The 20,286-nt window shown below is 64.4% G+C and carries 17 protein-coding genes; 11 read left to right on the top strand and 6 right to left on the bottom strand.

The genetic code is table 11. The features are described 5' to 3' along the window. Positions 1–349 precede the first annotated feature (349 nt). The 3 genes from RF638_RS01700 to RF638_RS01690 form a co-directional block, all read right to left on the bottom strand. Positions 350–1,561: a PLP-dependent aminotransferase family protein gene (locus RF638_RS01700; protein WP_129700716.1), complete on the bottom strand. Its 1,212-nt coding sequence runs from the start codon at positions 1,559–1,561 to the stop codon at positions 350–352. A 99-nt stretch (positions 1,562–1,660) separates the two neighbouring features. Continuing rightward, positions 1,661–3,307, bottom strand: a complete 1,647-nt coding sequence (locus RF638_RS01695; RefSeq protein WP_095797683.1) for a thiamine pyrophosphate-binding protein — start codon at positions 3,305–3,307, stop codon at positions 1,661–1,663. Positions 3,308–3,402: 95 nt separating this feature from the next. Continuing rightward, a complete protein-coding gene (locus RF638_RS01690) occupies positions 3,403–5,079 on the bottom strand; it encodes an amidohydrolase (protein ID WP_315278873.1) in 1,677 nt (558 codons plus the stop codon). A 343-nt stretch (positions 5,080–5,422) separates the two neighbouring features. Here RF638_RS01690 and RF638_RS01685 point away from each other — a divergent pair, with 343 nt between their 5' ends. Genes RF638_RS01685 through RF638_RS01670 form a run of 4 tightly spaced genes read left to right on the top strand, consistent with a single transcriptional unit; the run spans position 5,423 to position 9,690 of the window. Beyond that, positions 5,423–6,910, top strand: coding sequence for an amino acid permease (locus tag RF638_RS01685; protein ID WP_368841278.1), 1,488 nt, complete (start codon positions 5,423–5,425; stop codon positions 6,908–6,910). A gap of 43 nt (positions 6,911–6,953) precedes the next feature. Next, positions 6,954–7,289 (top strand): rhodanese-like domain-containing protein, encoded by a 336-nt coding sequence (locus RF638_RS01680; protein WP_031272826.1) that lies wholly within the window; start codon positions 6,954–6,956, stop codon positions 7,287–7,289. Then, positions 7,286–8,290, top strand: coding sequence for a prephenate dehydratase (pheA, locus tag RF638_RS01675; RefSeq protein WP_368841277.1), 1,005 nt, complete (start codon positions 7,286–7,288; stop codon positions 8,288–8,290). The genes RF638_RS01680 and pheA overlap by 4 nt, the downstream gene beginning before the upstream one ends. Before the next feature lie 5 nt (positions 8,291–8,295). Then, positions 8,296–9,690, top strand: coding sequence for a GntP family permease (locus RF638_RS01670; RefSeq protein ID WP_095797687.1), 1,395 nt, complete (start codon positions 8,296–8,298; stop codon positions 9,688–9,690). Between the two features lie 208 nt (positions 9,691–9,898). Here the strand turns inward: RF638_RS01670 and RF638_RS01665 are convergent, their stop codons facing one another. Further along, entirely contained in the window at positions 9,899–10,891 is a 993-nt protein-coding gene (locus RF638_RS01665; RefSeq protein ID WP_259912675.1) for a diacylglycerol kinase family protein, read from the bottom strand. A 127-nt stretch (positions 10,892–11,018) separates the two neighbouring features. Here RF638_RS01665 and serS point away from each other — a divergent pair, with 127 nt between their 5' ends. The 3 genes from serS to RF638_RS01650 all read left to right on the top strand — a co-directional run bounded on the left by serS (position 11,019) and on the right by RF638_RS01650 (position 14,007). Then, positions 11,019–12,323 carry a serine--tRNA ligase gene (gene serS, locus RF638_RS01660; RefSeq protein ID WP_259912674.1) on the top strand — a complete coding sequence of 435 codons (1,305 nt, stop codon included), beginning with the start codon at positions 11,019–11,021 and terminating at the stop codon, positions 12,321–12,323. An 81-nt stretch (positions 12,324–12,404) separates the two neighbouring features. Beyond that, positions 12,405–13,316, top strand: coding sequence for an HAD family hydrolase (locus RF638_RS01655; RefSeq protein WP_095797690.1), 912 nt, complete (start codon positions 12,405–12,407; stop codon positions 13,314–13,316). Positions 13,317–13,395: 79 nt separating this feature from the next. Continuing rightward, positions 13,396–14,007 carry a hypothetical protein gene (locus tag RF638_RS01650; protein ID WP_238663118.1) on the top strand — a complete coding sequence of 204 codons (612 nt, stop codon included), beginning with the start codon at positions 13,396–13,398 and terminating at the stop codon, positions 14,005–14,007. An 81-nt stretch (positions 14,008–14,088) separates the two neighbouring features. Here the strand turns inward: RF638_RS01650 and RF638_RS01645 are convergent, their stop codons facing one another. After that, the gene (locus RF638_RS01645) at positions 14,089–14,982 is read right to left on the bottom strand and encodes a hypothetical protein (protein ID WP_259912672.1); all 894 of its coding nucleotides are present in this window, start codon (positions 14,980–14,982) and stop codon (positions 14,089–14,091) included. A 438-nt stretch (positions 14,983–15,420) separates the two neighbouring features. Next, on the bottom strand, positions 15,421–15,936 hold the full coding sequence (locus RF638_RS01640) for an inorganic diphosphatase (protein WP_095797691.1): 516 nt from the start codon (positions 15,934–15,936) through the stop codon (positions 15,421–15,423). Between the two features lie 171 nt (positions 15,937–16,107). On the opposite strand from RF638_RS01640, the gene dacB reads away from it, so the two are divergent. From dacB to tilS, 4 genes are read left to right on the top strand one after another with little or no spacing between them, the layout of a single operon-like run. Continuing rightward, positions 16,108–17,553: a D-alanyl-D-alanine carboxypeptidase/D-alanyl-D-alanine-endopeptidase gene (gene dacB, locus RF638_RS01635; RefSeq protein WP_368841276.1), complete on the top strand. Its 1,446-nt coding sequence runs from the start codon at positions 16,108–16,110 to the stop codon at positions 17,551–17,553. Between the two features lie 46 nt (positions 17,554–17,599). Beyond that, entirely contained in the window at positions 17,600–18,697 is a 1,098-nt protein-coding gene (locus RF638_RS01630; RefSeq protein ID WP_259912670.1) for a zinc-dependent metalloprotease, read from the top strand. A 52-nt stretch (positions 18,698–18,749) separates the two neighbouring features. Continuing rightward, positions 18,750–19,211 (top strand): DNA-binding protein, encoded by a 462-nt coding sequence (locus tag RF638_RS01625; protein WP_259912669.1) that lies wholly within the window; start codon positions 18,750–18,752, stop codon positions 19,209–19,211. A 39-nt stretch (positions 19,212–19,250) separates the two neighbouring features. Further along, complete coding sequence (tilS, locus tag RF638_RS01620) at positions 19,251–20,273, top strand: tRNA lysidine(34) synthetase TilS (protein WP_368841275.1); 1,023 nt, start codon at positions 19,251–19,253, stop codon at positions 20,271–20,273. Positions 20,274–20,286: the final 13 nt, after the last annotated feature.

Here is a 20,286-nt window from a genome sequence, read left to right as displayed (position 1 = left end):
GTGCTCGGTGCCCAGCGGGGCCAGATCCTTGAGTTCCTGATAATCACCCACCGCCACGATGCGGTCATGGGAGGTCAAAATGGCGTCCGGGTGGGGAGTGTCCGAGGCGTGCCAGGCGTTTTGCGGAGTCCAGCCGGCGGCCGGATTCATGGAGTGGATCTTTGCATTGTGGAACAGTCCGAACATTGTTGAACGCCTGCGGTTGCAATACCCGTGCCTCGCCTGGCCTAGGGGTTCTTGTGGACATTACAGAAGTCAGTGACCTGGGGATTTGCTAACAGAAATACGACGACGCCGCGCCCCGTTTCCGGGGTGCGGCGCCGTCGTCATGAGCGCTACGCGAGGGAAATCAGCCGCTGATGGCTTCCTTCAGTGCGGTGGCGAAGATCTCTGCACCCTTGCGGATGTCCTCCTCGGTGGGGTGGCAGAACGAGACGCGGGCCTCGTGCGTGCCACGGCCGTCCGTGTAGAACGCGGTGCCCGGTACGAACACCACACCGCGGTCGATGCAGGTCATGCACAGCTCGTAGGAGTCCACGGACTCGGGCAGGGTGATCCACGAGTAGAAACCGCCCTCGGGGCGGGTCCAGGTCACGCCCTCGGGCATGAACTCGTCGAAGACGTCCATCAGTGCCTGGGCGCGCTTACCGTACAGCTCGCGGTACTGGTTCAGCACAGCCTGCCAGTCGGTCTTCTCCAGGTACTCGGCGACCAATTCCTGGCCGAACACGGAGGGGTTCAGCACGGCGGCCTCTGCCTGCAGGCCAAGGATCTTGGACAGCGAGCTGGGCGCCAGCGTCCAACCCACGCGCAAACCGGGGGCAAACATCTTGGAGAAGGATCCCAGGTAAACCACGTTGTCGTCGTCGGCGCGCATGGCGCGGCCCACCTGGCCCTCGAAGCCCAGCAGACCGTAGGGGTTGTCCTCGGCGATCAGGATGTGGTTGGCGTCGCAGATCTCGCGCACGCGGTCACGGCGCTCCTGCGGCATCATGGTGCCGCCCGGGTTCTGGAAGCTCGGGATCGTGTACAGGAACTTGATGCGGCGACCCTGCGCCTTGAGCTCCTCCACGGTCTTCTCGAGTTCCTCGGGAATCAGGCCCTCGTGGTCAGCGCCAACGTGCACCACGTTGGCCTGGGCGCCGGTGAACACGGCCATGGCACCCGAATAGGACGGTGCTTCCGCCAGGATCACGTCTTCCGGATCGATCAGCACGCGGGTCAGGATGTCCAGACCGCACTGCGAACCGGTGGTGACAATGATGTCCTCTGGCTTGGCGTTCTCGATGCCCTCGAGCTTCATGAGTTCGATGATCTGGGCCTTGAGGTGATCCGTGCCGGTGGAAGCGCCGTACTGCATGACCTCCATGCCGCGGTTGCGCATCAGGTCCTCAGTGATGTCCGCCAGCGAATCCATGGGCAGGGAGCTGAGCTCCGGCATACCCGACGCGAAGGAAATCATGCCCGGCTTGGCGGACATTGCGAAAACCTTACGGACCTCGGAGGGCTTGGCGTTCCGTACTCCGGCGGCGCAGTCCTCAATAGTAAATTCTTGGCTCATGCCAATACCTCCTTGAAATAATTCGATGCTCGGCTAGTGCCGACTGAAAACGGTGTGTGGCGGCGGAAATTCCGCCACCACACACCGAGCGGGCTGTTATTACATGCCCGGCATGACCTTGGAGCGGTCGACCACCACGTGCACCACGGCGGGGATGCGATCCTCCTGCGTGGCCTTCATGGCCTCGGAGATGACGCGCTCAATGTCGTCGTTGTTGTCCAAGCGGGCTCCGTACCCGCCGTACCCCTCGCCCAGCACGCCGAAGTCCGGGTTCGCCAGCTGCGTTCCGGAGATGCGGCCCGGGTAGTGGGCTTCCTGGTGGGAACGGATGGTGCCGAACTGGGAGTTGTCCATGACCAGGATCAGCGGGTGCGCCCCGAACTGCTTTGCCGTGGCCAGTTCCTGGCTGTTCATGAGGAACTCACCGTCGCCGGCGATCGAGAAGACAAAGCGATCCTTGTCCTCCAACGACAGCGCTACGGCGGCGGGAACCGAATAGCCCATGGTGCCGTTACGCACCGAGAACTGGGACGGGTAGAAGGAGTTCGGGAAGTAGCGGTGACCCCACGCGGTGTGGTTACCGGAACCGAACGTGATCTGGGTGTCCTCCGGCATGTGCTTGAGGACCTCTTCCATGACCAGGGTCATGTCAGCGGTGCCCTCCGCGTTGGTGCCGGTGTTGTCCGGGATCTGCGAGACCTTGCGGTGCGCTTCCACGGCGGGTTCGCGCCACGACGTCCAGTCCGGGTGCTCGCCCAGGTCCAGATCTGCCACGGCCTGACCGAAGGCCACCGGGGAAGCCAGGATCTGACGAGTCACCGCGCCCGAGTGCTGGCGCAAGGAAGCGTCGATGTTGACGATCCAGTTGACGTCATCGGGGTTCTGGCGAACGGTGAAGCTCTCCGTCGGAACGTCGGAGAGGGTGCCGCCCACGAGGAGCAGCAGATCGGCGTCCTTGAGGACAGCCAAGGACTCCTCGGTGCGACCATAACCCACCTCGCCCGCGTTGACGGAAGAGTTGCCGGGGATACGGTCAGCGGCGCGCCAATCGGTAATGACCGGAATGCCGTTCTTCTCGGCGAATGCGGTGACCTGCTTGGAGGCCTCCGCGGTCCAGCGGGGACCGCCGAGCAGCATTGCCGGACGCTCGGCCTTGGCGAAGGCCGCCTTGAGGTCGTTGATCTCCTCGTTGCTCACGGAACCCTCGGTCACGGGGATGCGCGGCACCACGGGGCGGTCCACCATTTCGGTGATGACGTCCTCGGGGAGACCGACCACCACGGGACCGGGGCGGCCGGAAGTAGCGGCAAAGAATGCCTCGGCCACGACCTCGGACGCGCGCTCGGCCTCGTCGAGGACGAACACGCGCTTGGTCTGGGTGCCGAACCACGCGTACGGGTCGAACTCCTGGAAGGCTTCCTTCATGCGGTGCTCGAACGGGATCAGGCCCACGAATAGCACCAGGGGAGTGGAGTCCTGCCATGCGAGGTGGACACCAACGAATGCGTTGGATGCACCGGGACCGCGGGTCACCATGGCGACACCGGGCTCACCGGTGGCCTTGCCCACTGCCTCCGCCATGTACAGGGCGCCGCCCTCCTGGCGGCACACCACGTTCTCGATACCCGAGTTGTAGAGGCCATCGAGTACGTCCAGGTAGCTCTCACCGGGCACGGAGAACACGCGTTCCACGCCGTGGCGCTTGAGCGACTCGACAATGAGATGGCCGGCTGACTGTTTGGTCATTAGTACCTCCTGGTTAGGCACCGGACTCGCCGGGAGCCGGAAGAATGGTCGTTAACTTCAATAAATGGTGACGCGCTGAATGATTTGTCGGGTGGTTACAGGTTTCCGTGCATAATTTCCCCACCCACAATCGTGGCCGTGACCTGCACGTCCTTGATGGTCTGCGGGTCGATGTCATAAATGTCATCGGAGAGCACCACGAAGTCCGCAAGTTTGCCCGCGCTCAAGGTGCCCTTGAAGTCGTCCTGGTGGGACGCGTACGCGCTGCCCACGGTGTAGGCGTTCACGGCCTGGTCCACGGTGATGCATTCTTCCGGAACGAACTGGGCGCCGGATGCCGTGCGGCGGTTGACCATGTCGTGAATGTTGTACAGCGGCGGGTACTCCACCACGGGTGCGTCCGTGGAGGCGGGGGCCACCATGCCCGCGTCGATGAGGGACTTCATGCGGTAGCACAGGCGGGTGCGCTTCTCGCCCAGCGCCTTGGCCATACCGTCGCCGAGCTCGTTCACGAACCGCCCCTGGGGCACGGGAACCACTCCGAGAGCCGCCGAACGGGCCACTTGCTCGTCGCTGGCGACACCGAAGTGCTCGATACGGTGGCGGGCGTCCTCGCGGGGGAATTCTTGCTGTGCCTTCTCGATGATGTCCAGCACCACGTCCACGGCGCCGTCGCCGATGGCGTGCACGGCAAGCTGCCAGCCGTTCTTGTGCGCCGCGATCAGGCGGCGTTCCAACCATTCCTGTGGGAACTGCAGGAAGCCGACGTTCTCCACGCCCTCTTCTGCATCAGCGGCGTAGCCCTCGGTCATGAACGCGGAACGGCCGATCAGAGAGCCGTCCGACAGTACCTTGACGGCGCCGATCTGGAACCAGTCGTCACCCATGCCGGAGCGGATTCCCAAGTCCAGACCGAAGGGCTGATCCTCATCCGGGAACTCATTGGCAACGTCCTTGCCGCTGGGATCGATGGGGTGCAGCGTGGTCAGATAAGGCATCACGGTGGCGCGCAAGCGCAGCCGACCCTGGTCCTTGGTCAGCTGGTAGGCGGCGATATCCGTGAAGGACTGACCGATGTTCGCGGGAGAGCCCAAACCCGGTTCGGTGATGGACGTGATGCCGGCGGCCAGAGCGGCGTCGCAGGCGGCTGCAATCTGATCGGCAACGTCCTCGGTGGTCTTGGCGGGCAGTACTTCCTGGACCAGGCCGCGGGCCGTCTCCGAGAGCAGGCCCTGCGCGGCGCCGTCCTCGTCGAGCGGGACCTCGCCACCCTCCGGAACCTCGAAGCCCTTGCGGCCGGGGTAACCGGCGATTTCGAAGGCCTTGCTGTTGACCACGGCCATGTGACGCGAGTTGTGCCACAGCCACACGGGATTGTCCGGGGCGACCTCGTCCAGGGCTACCGCGGTGGGATGCGCGCCGTCCAGATAATTCTGGTCGTAGCCCTGACCCAGGATCCATTCGCCGGGCTCGGCGTCTGCGGCGGCATCGCGCACGGCGCCGATCAGGTCGTCCATGGTGGAAATGGCGGACGGGCGCAGGTCCAGCTGAACCAGCGACTCGCCCAAGAAGCTCAGGTGGCAGTGAGCGTCGTTGAACCCGGGGACCACGGCGGCACCCTTGAGATCCACCACGCGCTCGAAGAGATCGGTGGGCAGCTCGTCGTCCAGGCTCACGACCTTCCCCTGGTGAACACCCAAACTGTGAGCCGTGGGGTGCTCAGGATCCTGGGTGTGAATGGTGCCGTTGGTGAAGATCACGTCGAGAGTCATGAAGTCTCTTACCGTCCTTTACTCGTGCGATCGATGGTGGAATCCACCAGAAGCGGCATCGTGACTAACCGTCTCACACCGGCCGATTGGTGGTCAGCGTGGACCGTTACATCGCCTCTCGTCAACAGCCACGTGTCACTTGTCTGCCATTTATTGCTCTTCGCGGGCGCAATATGACGCATTTCGACTCACTCGGGCAAATGAACCGAAATGTTCGTTGCACGCCGATTTCAGAACTACCCTCACTGAGCAACTACCGGCGGTGCGTGGTGGGGGTCCGTCTCGTGAGCATTACTGATTGACGCATCAGGTGGGTGGTTCACCCCACGAACAGGAGAATGTCATGCCATTCGACCCGAAAGAGCCCGCCACAGGGCCCATGCCCACGTACGAGGATCGGGGTGACGAGGGGTACAAGAAGTCCCTCGGTAACTTCCAGATCCAGATGATCGCCATTGGCGGCGCCATCGGTGTGGGCCTGTTCCTCGGAATCGGGCAACGTCTGGCCACCGCCGGGCCGGCCCTGGTGCTGTCCTACCTGGTCGTCTCCGTGGTCGTCTACCTGCTCATGCGAGCACTGGGCGAAATGGTGATCTACCGGCCCACCACCGGCGCGTGGGTGTCTTACGCCCGAGAGTTCGTCTCCGACCGCTTCGCTTACATGACCGGTTGGATCCACGTGGTGCTGGCCGCAGTGGCCGGCGTGGGCGAGATTGCGGCGCTCGCCGTGTACGTGCAGTTCTGGTGGCCGGAGATCCCGGGCTGGATCCCGTCCCTGGTCGCGGCACTCGTGATAGTCGGCTGTAACCTGCTCAGCGTGAAGCTCTACGGCTTCATCGAGACCTGGGCCGCCATGATCAAGGTGCTGGCCATCCTGTTGTTCCTGATTGCGGGCATCATCCTGGTGGTTGCCGGTGACATCTTCAATGCCCCCACCGTGGCTTCTGTTTCCAACCTGTGGTCGGAGGGTTTCGCAACGAGTGGCGTCCTGGCCCTGGTGGTCGTGATGTCCGGTGTGGTCTTCTCGTACTCCGCCATTGAGATCGTGGGCGTCTCCGCTGGTGAAGCCAAGGACCCCGAGCGCTCCATGCCCCGCGCCATCAACTCCGTGGTACTGCGTATTGCACTGTTCTACATCGGCTCCATCCTGGTGCTGTCCATGCTGTTGCCCACCCAGCAGTACTCGGGCAACGAGTCACCGTTCGTGACCGCACTGGGCTCGCTGAACATCCCGGCGCTCGCGGGCATCATGAACTTCGTGGTGTTGACCGCCGCTATTTCTGGCGTGAATGCAACCCTCTACGCGTGCGTGCGTCTGCTTCGTAACCTCGCAGCCCACGGTCAGGCGCCCCGCGTCACGGCCACGGTGTCCAAGCGCGGTGTGCCCTCCGGTGCACTGATCTGCCTGCTCGGTTTCTACCTGTTGGGCATCATCCTGATTTACGCACTGGGTGCTGCTTCCGCATTCGAGGTCGTGTTGAGCGCATGCGCGGTGTTCATCCTGTTCGGCTGGATCTCGATCTTCGTCTCGCACATCGGCTACCGCCGCAAGGTAGCCCGTGGCGAAGCGCATGCCGTCAATTTCCGCATGCCCGGCGCTCCGGTCACCAACTACATCTGCTTGGCGTTCCTCATCATTGTGGCGCTGTACATCATGTTCGATTTCAGCAACCCGCACTGGTACTACAGCCTGATCGCCGGCGTGGTGATCGTGGTGGGCACCACCATTGGCTTCAGCGCGTCCAAGCGCAGTGTGGCCAAGAACGGTCTGCCTGATCTCGGCCCGTTCGCGTCGCACGAAGAAGAGCCCCTGGACCCGGTCCAGCGTTAAGGTGGAGGCGGATCAATTTTCCGCTTCTGAGTTCGGAGGAACCATGGACAACGTGAACAATCTGCCGTCCGCGTCCGTTGAGGACATTCCCCAGGGCGCACCCGTCCTGGACGTCCGCGAGCAGGACGAATGGGATGCCGGCCACATTGACGGCGCTCAGCACCTGCCGCTGTCCCAGCTGGCCGAGCGCACCGGCGAGGTTCCGGTGGATGAAGATGTCTACGTCATCTGCCGTTCCGGCGGACGTTCGTTGAAGGCCACCGCCTACCTCGCGCAGTACGGATTCGACCCCGTCAACGTGTTGGGCGGAATGGGCGCGTGGGCGGATGCCGATAAGCCCCTGGTTTCCGAAAACGGCGAAACTCCGCGCGTCCTGTGAACGCGGCAGTTTCCGGCGTGGCCCCGGGTCCCCTTGCGGACTCGGGGCCACGCCCGCGTCGGTTTGCTTTTCTCGGGCCCGAGGGCACCTTCACGGAGGCCGCTCTCATGCAGGTTCCGGGTGCTCGAGAATCCGAGCGGATTCCCATGGCCTCCGTTCCGTCCGCTCTCGCGGCCGTGCGCGAGGGCACCGTGGACGCCGCGGTGGTTCCCATCGAGAATTCGGTCGAGGGCGGTGTGACGGCCACCCTTGACGACGTCGCTTCGGGCGCCGAGCTTCGCATCCTCCAGGAGATCCTGGTCCCCATTCAGTTCACGCTGGTGGCGCCGGGGGAGCTGCCCTTGGATCAGATCCACTCCATCTCCACCCATAGCCACGCCTGGGCGCAGATCCGCGGGTGGGTTGAGCAGAATATCCCGGGCGTGGAATATGTCGCGGCGTCATCCACGGCGGCCTCGGCCGTCGCTTTCCTGGACGGTCACGGCGGTACCAGCTCCGAAGGTGTCAGCTATGACGCTGCGGTGTGCTCGCCCGTCGTCGTCGATCGGCATCCCGAACTGACCGTGCTGGCCGAGAACATCGGTGACAACAAAAATGCCGTCACACGTTTCATCCTGGTGGCCAGGCCCGATGCAACCATGCCCAAACCCACCGGCGCGGATAAAACCTCGGTGGTGATTCCGCTGTGGCAGGATCGTGCCGGAGCGCTCATGGAGATCCTTGAGCAGTTCGCCACTCGCGGGGTGAACCTGTCCCGCATTGAATCCCGGCCCACCGGAAGTCACCTGGGTGACTACTTCTTCAGTGTGGACGTCGACGGTCATATTCAGGACGACCGCGTGGCGGATGCGCTGATGGGCGTTCGGCGTATGTGCCCGCGCACCCGATTCCTGGGTTCCTATCCGCGAGCAGATCAGCGAGTCATCGAGGTTGCCAAACAACACTCGGATGCCGCGTTTATTCAGGCCCGATCCTGGGTCGATCACTTGAGAGGACAATAGCCGCCATGGAAATCGAAGGCTGGAGTCAAACCCTCACAGCGGGTCCCCTGCTGTTGATCGCAGCCGCGGCGATCGCCGTGCTGCTGGTGCTCATCATCAAGCTGCGCGTTCACGCGTTCCTTGCACTCATCATCATTTCCGCGCTGACCGCGTTCGCCACGGGTATCCCCACCGGCGAAGTGGTTCCGGTGTTGCTGTTCGGCTTCGGCAACACCCTGGCCAGCGTGGCTCTGCTCGTGGGCCTGGGCGCGATGCTCGGCCGCTTGCTGGAAACCTCCGGCGGTGCCCAGGTGCTCGCGGACAGGCTCATCGGAATTTTCGGGGAGAAGCGCGCCCCACTCGCCCTGGGTGTGGCGTCACTGCTGTTCGGCTTCCCGATCTTCTTCGACGCCGGCCTGGTGGTCATGCTTCCGGTGGTCTTCTCCGTGGCGCGTCGCCTGGGCGGGAGCGTGTTGACCTACGCGCTGCCGGCCGTGGGTGCGTTCTCCGTGATGCACGTGTTCCTGCCGCCCCACCCGGGTCCGGTGACCGCGGCGACCTTCTTCGAGGCGAACGTCGGCTACATCATCCTGGTCGGCCTGGTCTGCGCCATCCCCGCGTGGTACCTCTCGTCCTACCTGTTCGGCAAGGTCATGGGGCGCAAGATCAACCTCCCCGTGCCCAGCATCCTGGGCGAGGCCGAGAACGTGAAGAACCCGCCGTCGGTCGGCCTGGTCATCATGCTCCTGTTGCTGCCCATGCTGTTGATCTTCCTCAACACCGGCCTGGGTACCTTGGCCAACTCCGGCGCCGTCTCGGAGGACACGGCCGGTCGGGGTTGGTACGAGTTGCTTCGAGCCATCGGTGAGACACCCATTGCCCTGACCATCACACTGGTCATTGCGGCCCTGACCATCGGTAAGGTCCGCGGCATGAGCGGTTCCGCGATCGAGAAGACGTTCGAGTCCGCGCTCGGCCCCGTCTGCTCGGTCATCCTGATCACCGGTGCCGGTGGCATGTTCGGCGGTGTGCTGCGTACCTCGGGAATCGGCGACGCCATGGAGAACGTGCTCTCGAACCTGGGTATCCCCGTGATCCTGGCAGGCTTCATCATCGCCGCCGTGATGCGCGTTGCGCAGGGTTCGGCCACGGTCGCGCTGACCACCGCGGCCGGACTGGTGGCTCCCGCTGTGCTCGCCGGTGATTACAACGCGATGCAACTGGCCGCCATGGTGGTTGCCGTGGCCGCCGGTTCCGTGGTGCTGTCCCACGTCAACGACTCCGGCTTCTGGCTGGTCGGTCGCTTCCTCGAAATGGACGTCAAGACCACGTTCAAGACCTGGACCGTTCTGGAAACCATCATTGGTGTGGTGGGCTTCGCGATCGCCGCGGCGATCTTCGGTCTCGCCGGCGTAGCCTAGCCGCCACGTTCACCCAAAACGACGCCGCCGCGTCCCCTTCTCTTCCGGCCCCCGGGCCGGGTGCAAGAAGTGGGGGATGCGGCGGCGTCGTCGTAGATGGGCACCTCTGAATCGGCGGTGCGACTCTGGTTTCTTGCGGGCCGCAACATGATCAACGGTGCGACCACAAAATCGCGATCTTTTGGCCCTACCGTCGATCAGGGTGCGCTCAGATCTTGTCCGGATCCGCGGCGTCGATGACCGGGGCCTCGGGCTCGTCCAGATCGGCCATGGAGGGTGCAACGCGCACGCGCAGGGAGCGGGGGAACACCTCGGATTCGAAGGCCTTGATCTTGCCCAGCGAATCACCGTCGATCTCGGACTCGGTGGCATCCCAGAACTCCACGCGCACGTGCTTGCCGCGGTGGAAATCGATCACGGGCAGGTCGTGGGTGTGGCGGAAGAGGACCTTGGCGGCCATGCGGGCCCAGCCGAGCATGCTGCGGGGGCTCATGACGACAAGGTCCAGAACGCCGTCGTCGAGTTTGGCGTCCGGAACCAGGACCATGCCGCCGGTGAGTTCGCCGCAGTTGCACACCATGACGGAGCGGGAGCGGGCGGATTCCCATTCGCCGCCGTCCACCTGAAATCGGGCCCAACCGGGGCGGTTGAACAGGTGGCGGGCACCGGCCTCGCCGTAGGCGACCCAGCCGACCATGTCCTTGAGGTCGTCCTTGGTGTCCGCCATGATCTGCGCGTCGAAGCCGCCGCCGCCCATGACCAGGAAGCGGTTCTCGTCGGTGGTGCCGTCTTCGCGTTCAACGTTGAAGGAGACCGTGTCGATCGACTTCTCGGAACCGAAAAGGGCCACGTCCACGCACTGCCGGGGATCATCCAGATTGGCTCCCAGGTTGCGGGCCAGTAGATTGCCAGTGCCCAGCGGAACGAGACCCAGTGCGGTGTCGGTGCCGGCCAGTGTTTCGGCCACGGCTCGCACGGTGCCGTCACCGCCGGCGGCGATGATCACGTCCGCGTCGTCCTCGACGGCCTGCCGGGCCATGGAGTATCCGGGATCGTCTTCTTCGGTGAGGTAGAACTCAGGATCGGACCAGCCGCCCTTGCGGCATGCCAGGATCACGGCGTCGCGGGCTTCGTCGGCTTGGAGCTTGATCGGATTGAGGACCACAGCGACTCGCTGCGGAACCAGAGAATTGGTGCGCACGGCAGCCTTTCTCGGTAGGAAGAACAGTCACCTGTTGATTAGGGACAGTCTACGGTCGCCAGCTTGGCGCGAGCCGCGTGCGGCAATGGGTTCCGCGTCACCCTGCGGCGTTCGCTACCCTGGAACGGTGATCGATATCAATGAGCTGCGCGCCCACCCCGAACTGTTCCGTGCTTCCCAGAAGGCCCGCGAGGCCGACGAGAGCCTGGTGGATCGAATTCTCGATGCCGACGCCCAGCGCCGGACGGCCATCACCGAGTTCGAGAACCTCCGCGCGGAGCAGAATGCGTTCGGCAAGAAGGTCGCCAAGGCGCAGGGTGAGGAGAAGCAAGAATTGCTCGCCCAGGTCAAGCAGCTCGCCGCGGACGTCAAGGCCACGCAGGCCACCGCCGATGCCGCTCAGCAGACTCAGCAGGCTTTGCTCACCCAGCTGCCCAATCTGGTGGAAGAGGGCGTGCCTTCCGGCGGCGAAGAAGACTTCACGGTGCTGCGCACCGAGGGCACCCCGCGCGATTTCGTGGCCGAAGGATTCGAGCCGAAAGACCACCTGGAAATTGCCGAACTGCTCGATGGAATCGACATGGAACGCGGGGCCAAGGTCTCCGGCTCCCGGTTCTACTTCCTCAAGCGTGACATCGCCCGCCTGGAGAACGCACTGTTGCTCGCGGCCCAGGACCTGGCGCTGGACAACGGATTCATTCCCATGACCACACCCAACCTGGTGCGCCCCGAGGTCATGAGCGGCACCGGCTTTGATGTGGAACACGACGACGAGATCTACCGCGTGGAGAAGGACGACCTCTACCTGGTCGGCACCTCCGAGGTGGCCCTGGCCGGCTATCACATGGATGAGATCCTGGATCTCTCGGACGGTCCGCTGCGCTACGCCGGGTGGTCCTCGTGCTACCGCCGCGAGGCAGGATCGGGCGGTAAGGACACCCGCGGCATCATCCGCGTGCATCAGTTCAACAAACTGGAGATGTTCGTCTACTGCACCCAGGACCAGGCCGCCGCCGAGCACGAACGGCTGCTGGCGTGGGAGGAGCAGATGTTGCAGGCCTGCGGTCTCAGCTACCGCGTGATCGACACTGCCGCCGGTGATCTGGGGACATCGGCCGCCCGCAAGTTCGACTGCGAAGCGTGGGTACCCACCCAGGGCCGTTACCGCGAGCTGACCTCGACCTCCAACTGCACCACCTATCAGGCCCGCCGTCTGAACATCCGCGAGCGCCTGCCGGAAACCACGGGCGCGGACGGCAAACCCAAGAAGGCGGGCACGCGCGCCGTCGCCACCCTCAACGGCACGTTGGCGACCACTCGCTGGATTGTGGCGATCCTCGAGACCCACCAGCAGCAGGACGGTTCCGTGGTGATTCCCGAGATTCTGCGCCCTTACATGCGCGGTCAGGACATGATGCGCCCGGTGAACTGACGCGCCGGGGAGTTCATGCGCCCTTAACCGTGTGGTCTGCGTCGTGTCATGAGCAGCTGGTGGTGTGACACCATGACTGTTATGACTGAAACACAGGCTGGCATCGATGACCGGCAGCAAGCACAACTGAAATCAGCGGCGGATACGCTTCCCCCCACCAAGGTTCAGCCCGTTCGTACGGGTTCCTGGACCAAGGAGGAAGGGGTCAAGTATCTCGTTGCCCTGGACGTCGACGGCACCCTGGTGGACCACGACGGAAAAATGTCCCGCGCCGTGAAGGACACCGCCCGCGCAGTGGTCGCGGCGGGTCACCACGTGGTGATCTCGACCGGCCGCTCCATGGGCGCAACACTCCCCGTGATCCGGCAGGTACACATGGAGTCCGGCTTTGCCGTGTGCTCCAACGGCGGCATCACACTGCGACTCGATCCGGAACTCGAGAACCACTACGAAGTGGTGGACCGGGTCAGCTTCGACCCGTCATCCGCGCTGGAAGCACTGGCCGATAAACTGCCCACCGCCAAGTTCGCACTCGAGGGTGAGGACGGAACGTTTTATTCGACCGAGCGGTTCCAGGACTCGTCCTTCGGCATCGAGGCGATCGGCGTGGATCTGAAGACCCTGTCCGAAACACCGGCGGTCCGGTTGGTCGTCTACAGCGCCAACGACACCCCTGAAGAGTTCGGAAAGGTGATCGACGAGGCCGGTCTGCACGGCGTGACCTATTCCGTGGGTTGGTCCTCGTGGCTGGACGTGGCCGCCAACGGAGTGTCCAAGGCGAGCGCGCTGGAGCAGATCCGGCGCCAGTTGAACGTGGATCCCGCGCACACGATTGCCATGGGCGACGGTCGCAACGACATCGAGATGCTCGACTGGGCCGCCCGCGGGGTGGCCATGGGACAGGCTCCCGACGAAGTGGCCGAGGTGTGCCACGAGGTCACCACCACGGTCTACGAGGACGGCGCGGCGCGCATCCTGCAGACGCTGCTCTGAGCCCAGACACTGCTCCGCTGCACCGGGTTCAACCGCATGAATCCGGGCAGCGAGCTGCGATACTGAGAACGTGTTTGTGATGACATTGACTCAGCGCGTGGAGGACAGCTCCCGGCCCAGTACCGACACCGACCGTGAACTCACGCGCGAGTTGAGCGATCTGAACACCAGTGCGCCGTTCCAACCCACCGGGCCCGGTGAGGTCCGTGGGTTGACCGAAGACCCGAACGCCGCCGTGAGCGCGACCATGATCGCCCTGCGCGAGGACCGTTATGCGGTGGCCATCGGCGTGGGAGAAGTGTTCTTGACCCGGGTGACCGATCCGGAGGGGCGCTTGGCGGTCGCCGCAGACGGCGCGGGCATGCTCTACGGGCACGAGGCCGCAGCGACCCAACGCCTCGGTGAACGAGTGGCCGTGCGCGTGTGCGCGGCCGACCCACAATCCGCGGCCGAGGCCCAGGCCGTGCTTAAACTCGTGGGAAGAATCGTCAGCGTGCGCAGTGACGCCGAATGGCGCGTGGTGGATCTGCTGACACCCGGCGCGAGGGGGCAACAGAAGGACGTAGCCGCTCAACTGGGCATCACCCCGCAGGCCGTTTCCAAAGCCGTGGTGCGCTCACTATGGAACGAAGAATGGGAAGCCCGTCCCGCCGCTGCCACGCTCTTGCAGCGGTGCGCCGAACAGTTCTAGCCGACCGTGCCTTGGTTCGCCGCCGGTGACCGGCGCTCCAGCCGTCACTACCGAAGTGCGCTCGGGCCCGAGTTCATCCGTTCACCACCACACGTCCACGGAATAGCCACGCTCGGTCAGGGCGTACTCCAGCTCCGCGGCGCACTCCATGGGAAGGCGCAGCGATCCCAGGACGTCCATCGGATCGAAATACCCGGTCAGCCACGAGAAGGCGGAGTGCGTGCCGCTGAGCTCTTCGCAGAGGGCGACCACCTGATCCAGACGCTCCGGAGTTGTCAGCACCCAGAATGACTCCACATCCGTGAGTTGAAAGAGACCCACCCAGGGATACTGTTCCCCGGTCTCGTGGGCCTCGTCCCACGCGACACCGCTCGCTCGAGAGGGTGAAGACGGAGCGGAGGCCTCGGAACCACCGGCCTCGGTGGACCCGTCCGATGATGCGGGGGCCCAGATCCAACCACCCGGTGCGGCGGGCCCCAGGGCCGGTGCGAGCGGGTCCAGTTCCCACCGGGGAGCATGAGCCAACCAGTCCGGGACACTGGGCGGGAACATGGGGCCGTCCGCGGGGGAGGGCCATTGCTCGGACCAGGTGGCCCAACTTCCGGCATTGAGCCGGTCCCAGAACATCTGGGCGGGCAGTTGCACGGAGAGCTCCGTCACGCTGGTGTGGGAACGGACCCAGGGCGAGGGCGCATCGAGAATCGGATCCTGGAGCGCTTCATTCGTGTACGGGCGGGCCACGATGTCCGTGTGGATGGCCGGTGAAACGTGCGGATCGACACCGGCGGCCACGAGCAATTTCTGCGCTGCCGTGACCAGACGGTCGGTCCCGAGCAACTGCGTCGAGGCGCTGCCGTGGAACACATACACGCGCTCGTAAGGCGCAGGTTGTGAGCCAAGCACGGAGATCACCTCGAGCGGGCGGGCGGGGCGGGTGGACGGAGCGCCACCGCACGTGGTCTGCGGGGTGCTCAAAACCATCCCACCACAACCCACCGACACGCATAGGCCGCCGAACGGTCACGTTAAAAAGGTGTCGGCCGGTGAACATGGGGGACATTCACCGGCCGACTCCCGTGCTCGGTGTACGCCGCGAACGGGGTTCGTCCGAGCGCCAAAAGTTTCGACTAGTTGGGGGAACCATTAAAACTCGCGAGAGTTTCAAATCTGCTGCGCTCGGGTACTCGAATCCGGGAGGGATTTGGGGGAAATTCTCCCGGTTCGTCACCGGTATTACCGGTTAGTGGAAAATTTAGCGCACGAAATGCGGAGCGACAAGAGCTTTCCTCCGAAAGTTTTTCGAGTCCAACGACCTGCCACCTCGAGCTCCTGGTCGGGGCGCTGACGTGGGCGAAAACGCCGGGACCCCGCACCAGGAATTGGTGCGGGGTCCCACGAGTAGGTGAGCGGGACTCAGTTGTCCTGTTCGGCTTCGGCTGCGGAGTCGTACTGGGACTTCTGGAAGCGTTCCTGAGCCTCGACGATCAGGCGCTCAGCGGTCTCTTTGCCTTCCCAGCCTTCACCCTTGACCCACTTGTTGGGCTCGAGGTCCTTGTAGCGCTCGAAGAAGTGCTGGATCTCCTTCTGCTTGAACTCGTTGACGTCCTCGAGGCCCTGGATCTCGTCGTACCGCTTGTCCACGGAGACGCACAGCACCTTGGCATCGCCACCGGCCTCGTCGGTCATGTTGAACACGGCGATGGGGCGGGCTTCCACGATCACGCCGGGCATGATGTCCACGTCCATGATGATCATGGCGTCCAGCGGGTCGCCGTCCTCACCCAGGGTGTCTTCGAAGTAGCCGTAGTGGGTGGGGTACTGCATGGACGTGAACAACACACGATCCAGGCGGATGCGACCGGTCTCGTGGTCGATTTCGTACTTGACGCGGGATCCGCGGGGAATCTCGATAGTGACGTCCAGCTCCATAGCAGTGCTCCTCGTGTTCGAGTCTTGGTTGTATCGGGGCGCGAGTTGAGGCCCCGAAATCACGTTGGGTTCCACGATAGCGGCACGTGCCGCGCGCACAGCAATCAACGACGCCGCTCGGGGCCTGGCAATCGGTTCGTTTCAGTCCCGCACATGCGAAAGAATGGCCGCATGAGTAAGCCCAGCGCCCCGCCGCCCAAGCGACCCAAGAGCCTCTTGGGTCCCGTTGTGGCGGCGTTGCTCATCGTGGCGCTAATTCTCAGTTCGCTATGGGCAATCCCCGCGTTGCTGGCGGAAGTGGATCGGGGCGAGCCCGGTGAGCCCATGAGGGTGGTTACCCCGCCCGGTGAAGCGGGGGACCTGCCCGGGGTACTGCAGGCCGCGGCGTCGTCGACGGGGAGCCCGGCTGCACAAGGTGCCGAGGTCCAGAACATCGTGGACGCCGAACTGACCGGCGCACCGGGGAACTCAAGTGTCACGGTCCTCGGCGCCGAATCCGGAGAGGTGCTTGCAGAACGAGAGGCCGGCGGGCCGAGAATCCCCGCGTCCAATCAGAAAACGCTGACCGCGCTGACGGTGGCCGAGCACCTGGACCCGTACGCGCGGCTTGCCACCACTGTGGTGACGGGGGAAAATCCCCGCCAGATCACGCTCGTCGCCGGCGGAGACACCCTCCTGGCGCCGGGTGAGGGCGACCCCAAAGCTGTGAACGGTCACGCCGGGATCGAGGACCTCGCCGAAGGGACCGCGGATGCGCTCGTCGAGCGCGGCATTCAGGGGGAGATCGAGGTGGGGTTGGACACCTCCCTCTTCTCGGGGCCCGCGCTGAACCCGGGCTGGGCGGCCGAGGATGTCACGGCCGGCGAAATCACGGCCGTCTCACCCATCGCCATGTATTCGCACAGGGTTCCCACCCCGGACGGGCGGGATCCGGGAGCCCGAGGCGAACGCCCCGAGAACGCGCCGAACGCCGTCGCCACGGAGTTCCGAGAGCGGTTGCAACGGCACCTGGGGGCGGGCACCAGCGTGAGCCCGGGAAACCACTCCGTGCCCGAGCAGGGTACGGAGTTAGCGCGCGTGGAATCCGCACCCGTCCACGAACAAACCGCGTTCATGCTCGAACACTCGAACAATTCGCTCGCGGAGACCCTGGCACGCATCGCGGCTCGAGAAGCGGGGGAGCAGGGCAGCGTCGCGGGTGTGCAGAACGCCATTCGTGCCACGCTGGACGCCCACGCGATCGACCTCACCGGGGCGAAGGTCGTGGACGCCAGTGGCATGGCGCTGTCCAACCGAGTGACCACGGGAATGCTGGCGCAGGCCACTCGTGCGCTGCTGACCGATCCGGAGCTGGGGCCCTATGGCCAGGGACTGCCGCTGGGCGGTGCCACCGGAACGCTCACCGAGCGCTTCGACGACCCGGACGAGCAGGCGGCCAGGGGACTCACCCGCGCCAAGACCGGCACGCTCAATTCTGTGGTGTCGCTGAGCGGCTACGTCCAACGGGCGGAAGGGGAGGTGCTCGTGTACTCGGTGATCTTCAACGATGTGCGTGGCCAGACCGACCCCGCCAAGGACACCGTGGACCGAACGGTGGCCGCGCTCGCCCAAGGCTGAACTTCGGGCAGTGTGCTTACCGGCTGTGTGTGGTTGAGTGGTGGGCATGACTCAAGAGCTTGCTCGACCCTCACTCGTGGACTGGGATTCGGCGGCGCAGATCGCCGCCAAACTCACCCCGCCAGGGCCTACGCCGAAACCGCGGGAGATGAGCAAGGCCGTGGAGTCGCTGCGGTACTTCGCCCATGAATCCGTCCATCACGTGCACAACATCACTCGATTGGACGCCGCCGAGAACCTGCGCGATTCCAAGATCCTGGTGGTCGACCGCGCAGGGTGGGCCAAGGCCAACACTCAGACGTTCTCGGTGCTCATGCAGCCGATCTTCGACAGGATCCGCATCAAGAATCCCGAGAAGTTCGACGCCGCCCTGCGCGGTTTCGCACCCACGGCCGCTGCCGCCGAAATGGGGGCGATGGTCGGTTTCCTCTCGTCCAAGGTGCTGGGCCAGTACGACCCGTACGCGGGTTTGGTCTCTCCGCAGGCCGCCGAATCACATCCGGGCGGCAGATTGATGTTCGTGGCCCCCAACGTGCTGTGGACCGAACAAGAAATCAACGTAGAACCCGACGACTTCCGCTTGTGGGTGTGCCTCCACGAGCAGACCCACCGCGTGCAGTTCGCGGCCGCGCCTTGGTTACGCGGGCACATGCTCGAACAGATATCCACCCTGGGCTCCTTTGATGTCTCACCCTGGGATCGCTTGAGCGCGGTGGTGGCCTCGGTGACCGGGCGCGGATCCGGTGATCACCCGGACACGGGTCTGGGGCCTATCGGCCACCTGCTGACCGATGAGGAGAAAGCTACGCTGTCGCACCTCACCGCCGTCATGTCCCTCTTGGAAGGTCACGCCAACGCGGTCATGGATGCGGTGGACTCCAGCATTGTGCCCACCGTTAAAACCATTCGGCGCCGGTTCAATGCACGATCGGACAACCACGGTGCCCTGGACCGGGCGATCCGTACTCTCATGGGTATGGACGCCAAGATGCGCCAGTACAGCAACGGGCAGAAATTCGTGGAGTACATCGTGGAACGGGCCGGAATGGACACATTCAACACCGTGTGGACCTCGGCGGAGACCTTGCCGACCGAGGCGGAGATCCACGATCCGCAGCGCTGGATGGATCGGGTGCTCGCGTGACGTTCCATCCTTTCCGAGGGTTCGTTTCAGCCGAATGTGTCAGGATGATTCCGTGAGTTCGGAAAATATTGATCAGCAGATTCAGCTGTACGGCCAACCTTTGTCGGAACGATTCGGCAACGTGGTGGCTGCTTACCGCATCACTCAGCGACGCCTGGCCGAGGTGTTGGGGCTGTCTGCGCCCATGCTTTCCCAGCTCATCAGCGGGCGCCGGATCAAGATCGGTAACCCCGCCGTCTATGAACGCTTGGTCATGTTGGAAGACAGCGTGGGTGCCCAGGACATTGAGGCCGTTCTGCGTCGCGTGGAAGCAGCCCAGCCGGTGTTGTCCACCACACAGATCCGCACGGGTATCAGCACGGAGACGGACGCCGTGACCGCTTTGGCCACCGTGGTGCCCTCCGGTGAACTCGAGCGCGCCCTGATCATGCTGGGGGAGCACACCCCCGTGTTGTCCAAGGTGTTGAGCATGGCCGAGGACATGTCCCGCCGCACGCGCGACGCCCAGGGCTGATCCTTGCAGCGAGGTAGAACCGGCCGGTTACACCCCTGGGTGGCCCGTGCGCGCAGAGCCGTGGGGCGCGCCATCGAAGAACTGCCTGCTCGACACGACGGACGGCTTCCGCTGGTCCTGATCGCTTGCAGTGGCGGACCCGATTCCCTGGCACTGGCCGCGGCCACTGCCCATTTTGAGCGCCGTGGAAAATTACGCGTGGGGGCCGCGGTCATCGACCACCAGATGCAATCCGGCTCCGCAGACGTCACCGAGTCCACCGCTCGCGTCCTGGAGGACATGGGTCTGGAGCCTGTGATTTCGCGCCGGGTCACCGTGGACCGTGCGGGTCACGGCCCCGAAATGGCGGCTCGCCTGGCCCGTTACGACGCGCTCAACGACATCGCGCGGCAGACCGGCGCGGACGCGGTGCTGCTGGGACACACCCGCAATGACCAGGCAGAGACTGTGCTGCTGGGATTGGCGCGTGGCTCAGGTACGCGTTCGCTGTCCGGGATGTCCCCGCGGCACACGATCGACGGTGTCCAGTACATGCGCCCCTTCCTCAACGTGACGCGTGAGGAGATCGAAGAGATCTGCCGGGCCGAGGGGCTTGACCCGTGGCACGACCCCAGCAACTCGGACACCACGCTCATGCGCTCCAAGGTCCGGCACGAGGTGCTGCCGTGGCTCGAGGACCATCTGGGCCCCGGTGTGTCGAACGCGCTGGCTCGCACGGCCTCCGTGCTCGATGCCGACGCAGATTTCCTGGACGAGCAGGCAGCCGAGTTTTTCCGCCGCGCACAACTGGACCCCGCGGCGTCGTCGTCGGAAAACCTGGAGCTGGACTGTGGGGCCGTGCAGGCGGCACCGGCGGCGATGCGGCGTCGTATGCTCGCTCAGGCATGTGTGGCCGCGGGCGGTGAAACCCCTACGTTCGAGCGGCTCAGCGCACTGGAACAGTTCGCGTTGGGATACGGGGCTGCCGGTCCACTGCAAATGGCGGGTAAGGTGACCGTGTGGCGACGACGCGCGGACAAACACTGCGCCAAGGGGCGCCTGGAGTTCCACTGCACCGCATGATCCCCTCCCACAC

The organism is Kocuria sp. CPCC 205235 (assembly GCF_040980905.1).
GTDB lineage: Bacteria > Actinomycetota > Actinomycetes > Actinomycetales > Micrococcaceae > Kocuria > Kocuria carniphila.
Note: the sequence above shows the minus strand (reverse complement) of the source record. Positions and strands in the feature narration are given on the sequence as shown.

Bases quoted from the DNA above. Each gene is read 5' to 3' on its own strand.
- RF638_RS01650 (WP_238663118.1), top strand. From the start codon at position 13,396: ATGACATTGACTCAGCGCGTGGAGGACAGCTCCCGGCCCAGTACCGAC.
- RF638_RS01700 (WP_129700716.1), bottom strand. From the start codon at position 1,561: ATGAGCCAAGAATTTACTATTGAGGACTGCGCCGCCGGAGTACGGAAC.
- RF638_RS01640 (WP_095797691.1), bottom strand. From the start codon at position 15,936: ATGGAGCTGGACGTCACTATCGAGATTCCCCGCGGATCCCGCGTCAAG.
- RF638_RS01630 (WP_259912670.1), top strand. From the start codon at position 17,600: ATGACTCAAGAGCTTGCTCGACCCTCACTCGTGGACTGGGATTCGGCG.
- RF638_RS01680 (WP_031272826.1), top strand. From the start codon at position 6,954: ATGGACAACGTGAACAATCTGCCGTCCGCGTCCGTTGAGGACATTCCC.
- RF638_RS01670 (WP_095797687.1), top strand. From the start codon at position 8,296: ATGGAAATCGAAGGCTGGAGTCAAACCCTCACAGCGGGTCCCCTGCTG.
- RF638_RS01695 (WP_095797683.1), bottom strand. From the start codon at position 3,307: ATGACCAAACAGTCAGCCGGCCATCTCATTGTCGAGTCGCTCAAGCGC.
- dacB (WP_368841276.1), top strand. From the start codon at position 16,108: ATGAGTAAGCCCAGCGCCCCGCCGCCCAAGCGACCCAAGAGCCTCTTG.
- RF638_RS01685 (WP_368841278.1), top strand. From the start codon at position 5,423: ATGCCATTCGACCCGAAAGAGCCCGCCACAGGGCCCATGCCCACGTAC.
- RF638_RS01655 (WP_095797690.1), top strand. From the start codon at position 12,405: ATGACTGAAACACAGGCTGGCATCGATGACCGGCAGCAAGCACAACTG.
- RF638_RS01690 (WP_315278873.1), bottom strand. From the start codon at position 5,079: ATGACTCTCGACGTGATCTTCACCAACGGCACCATTCACACCCAGGAT.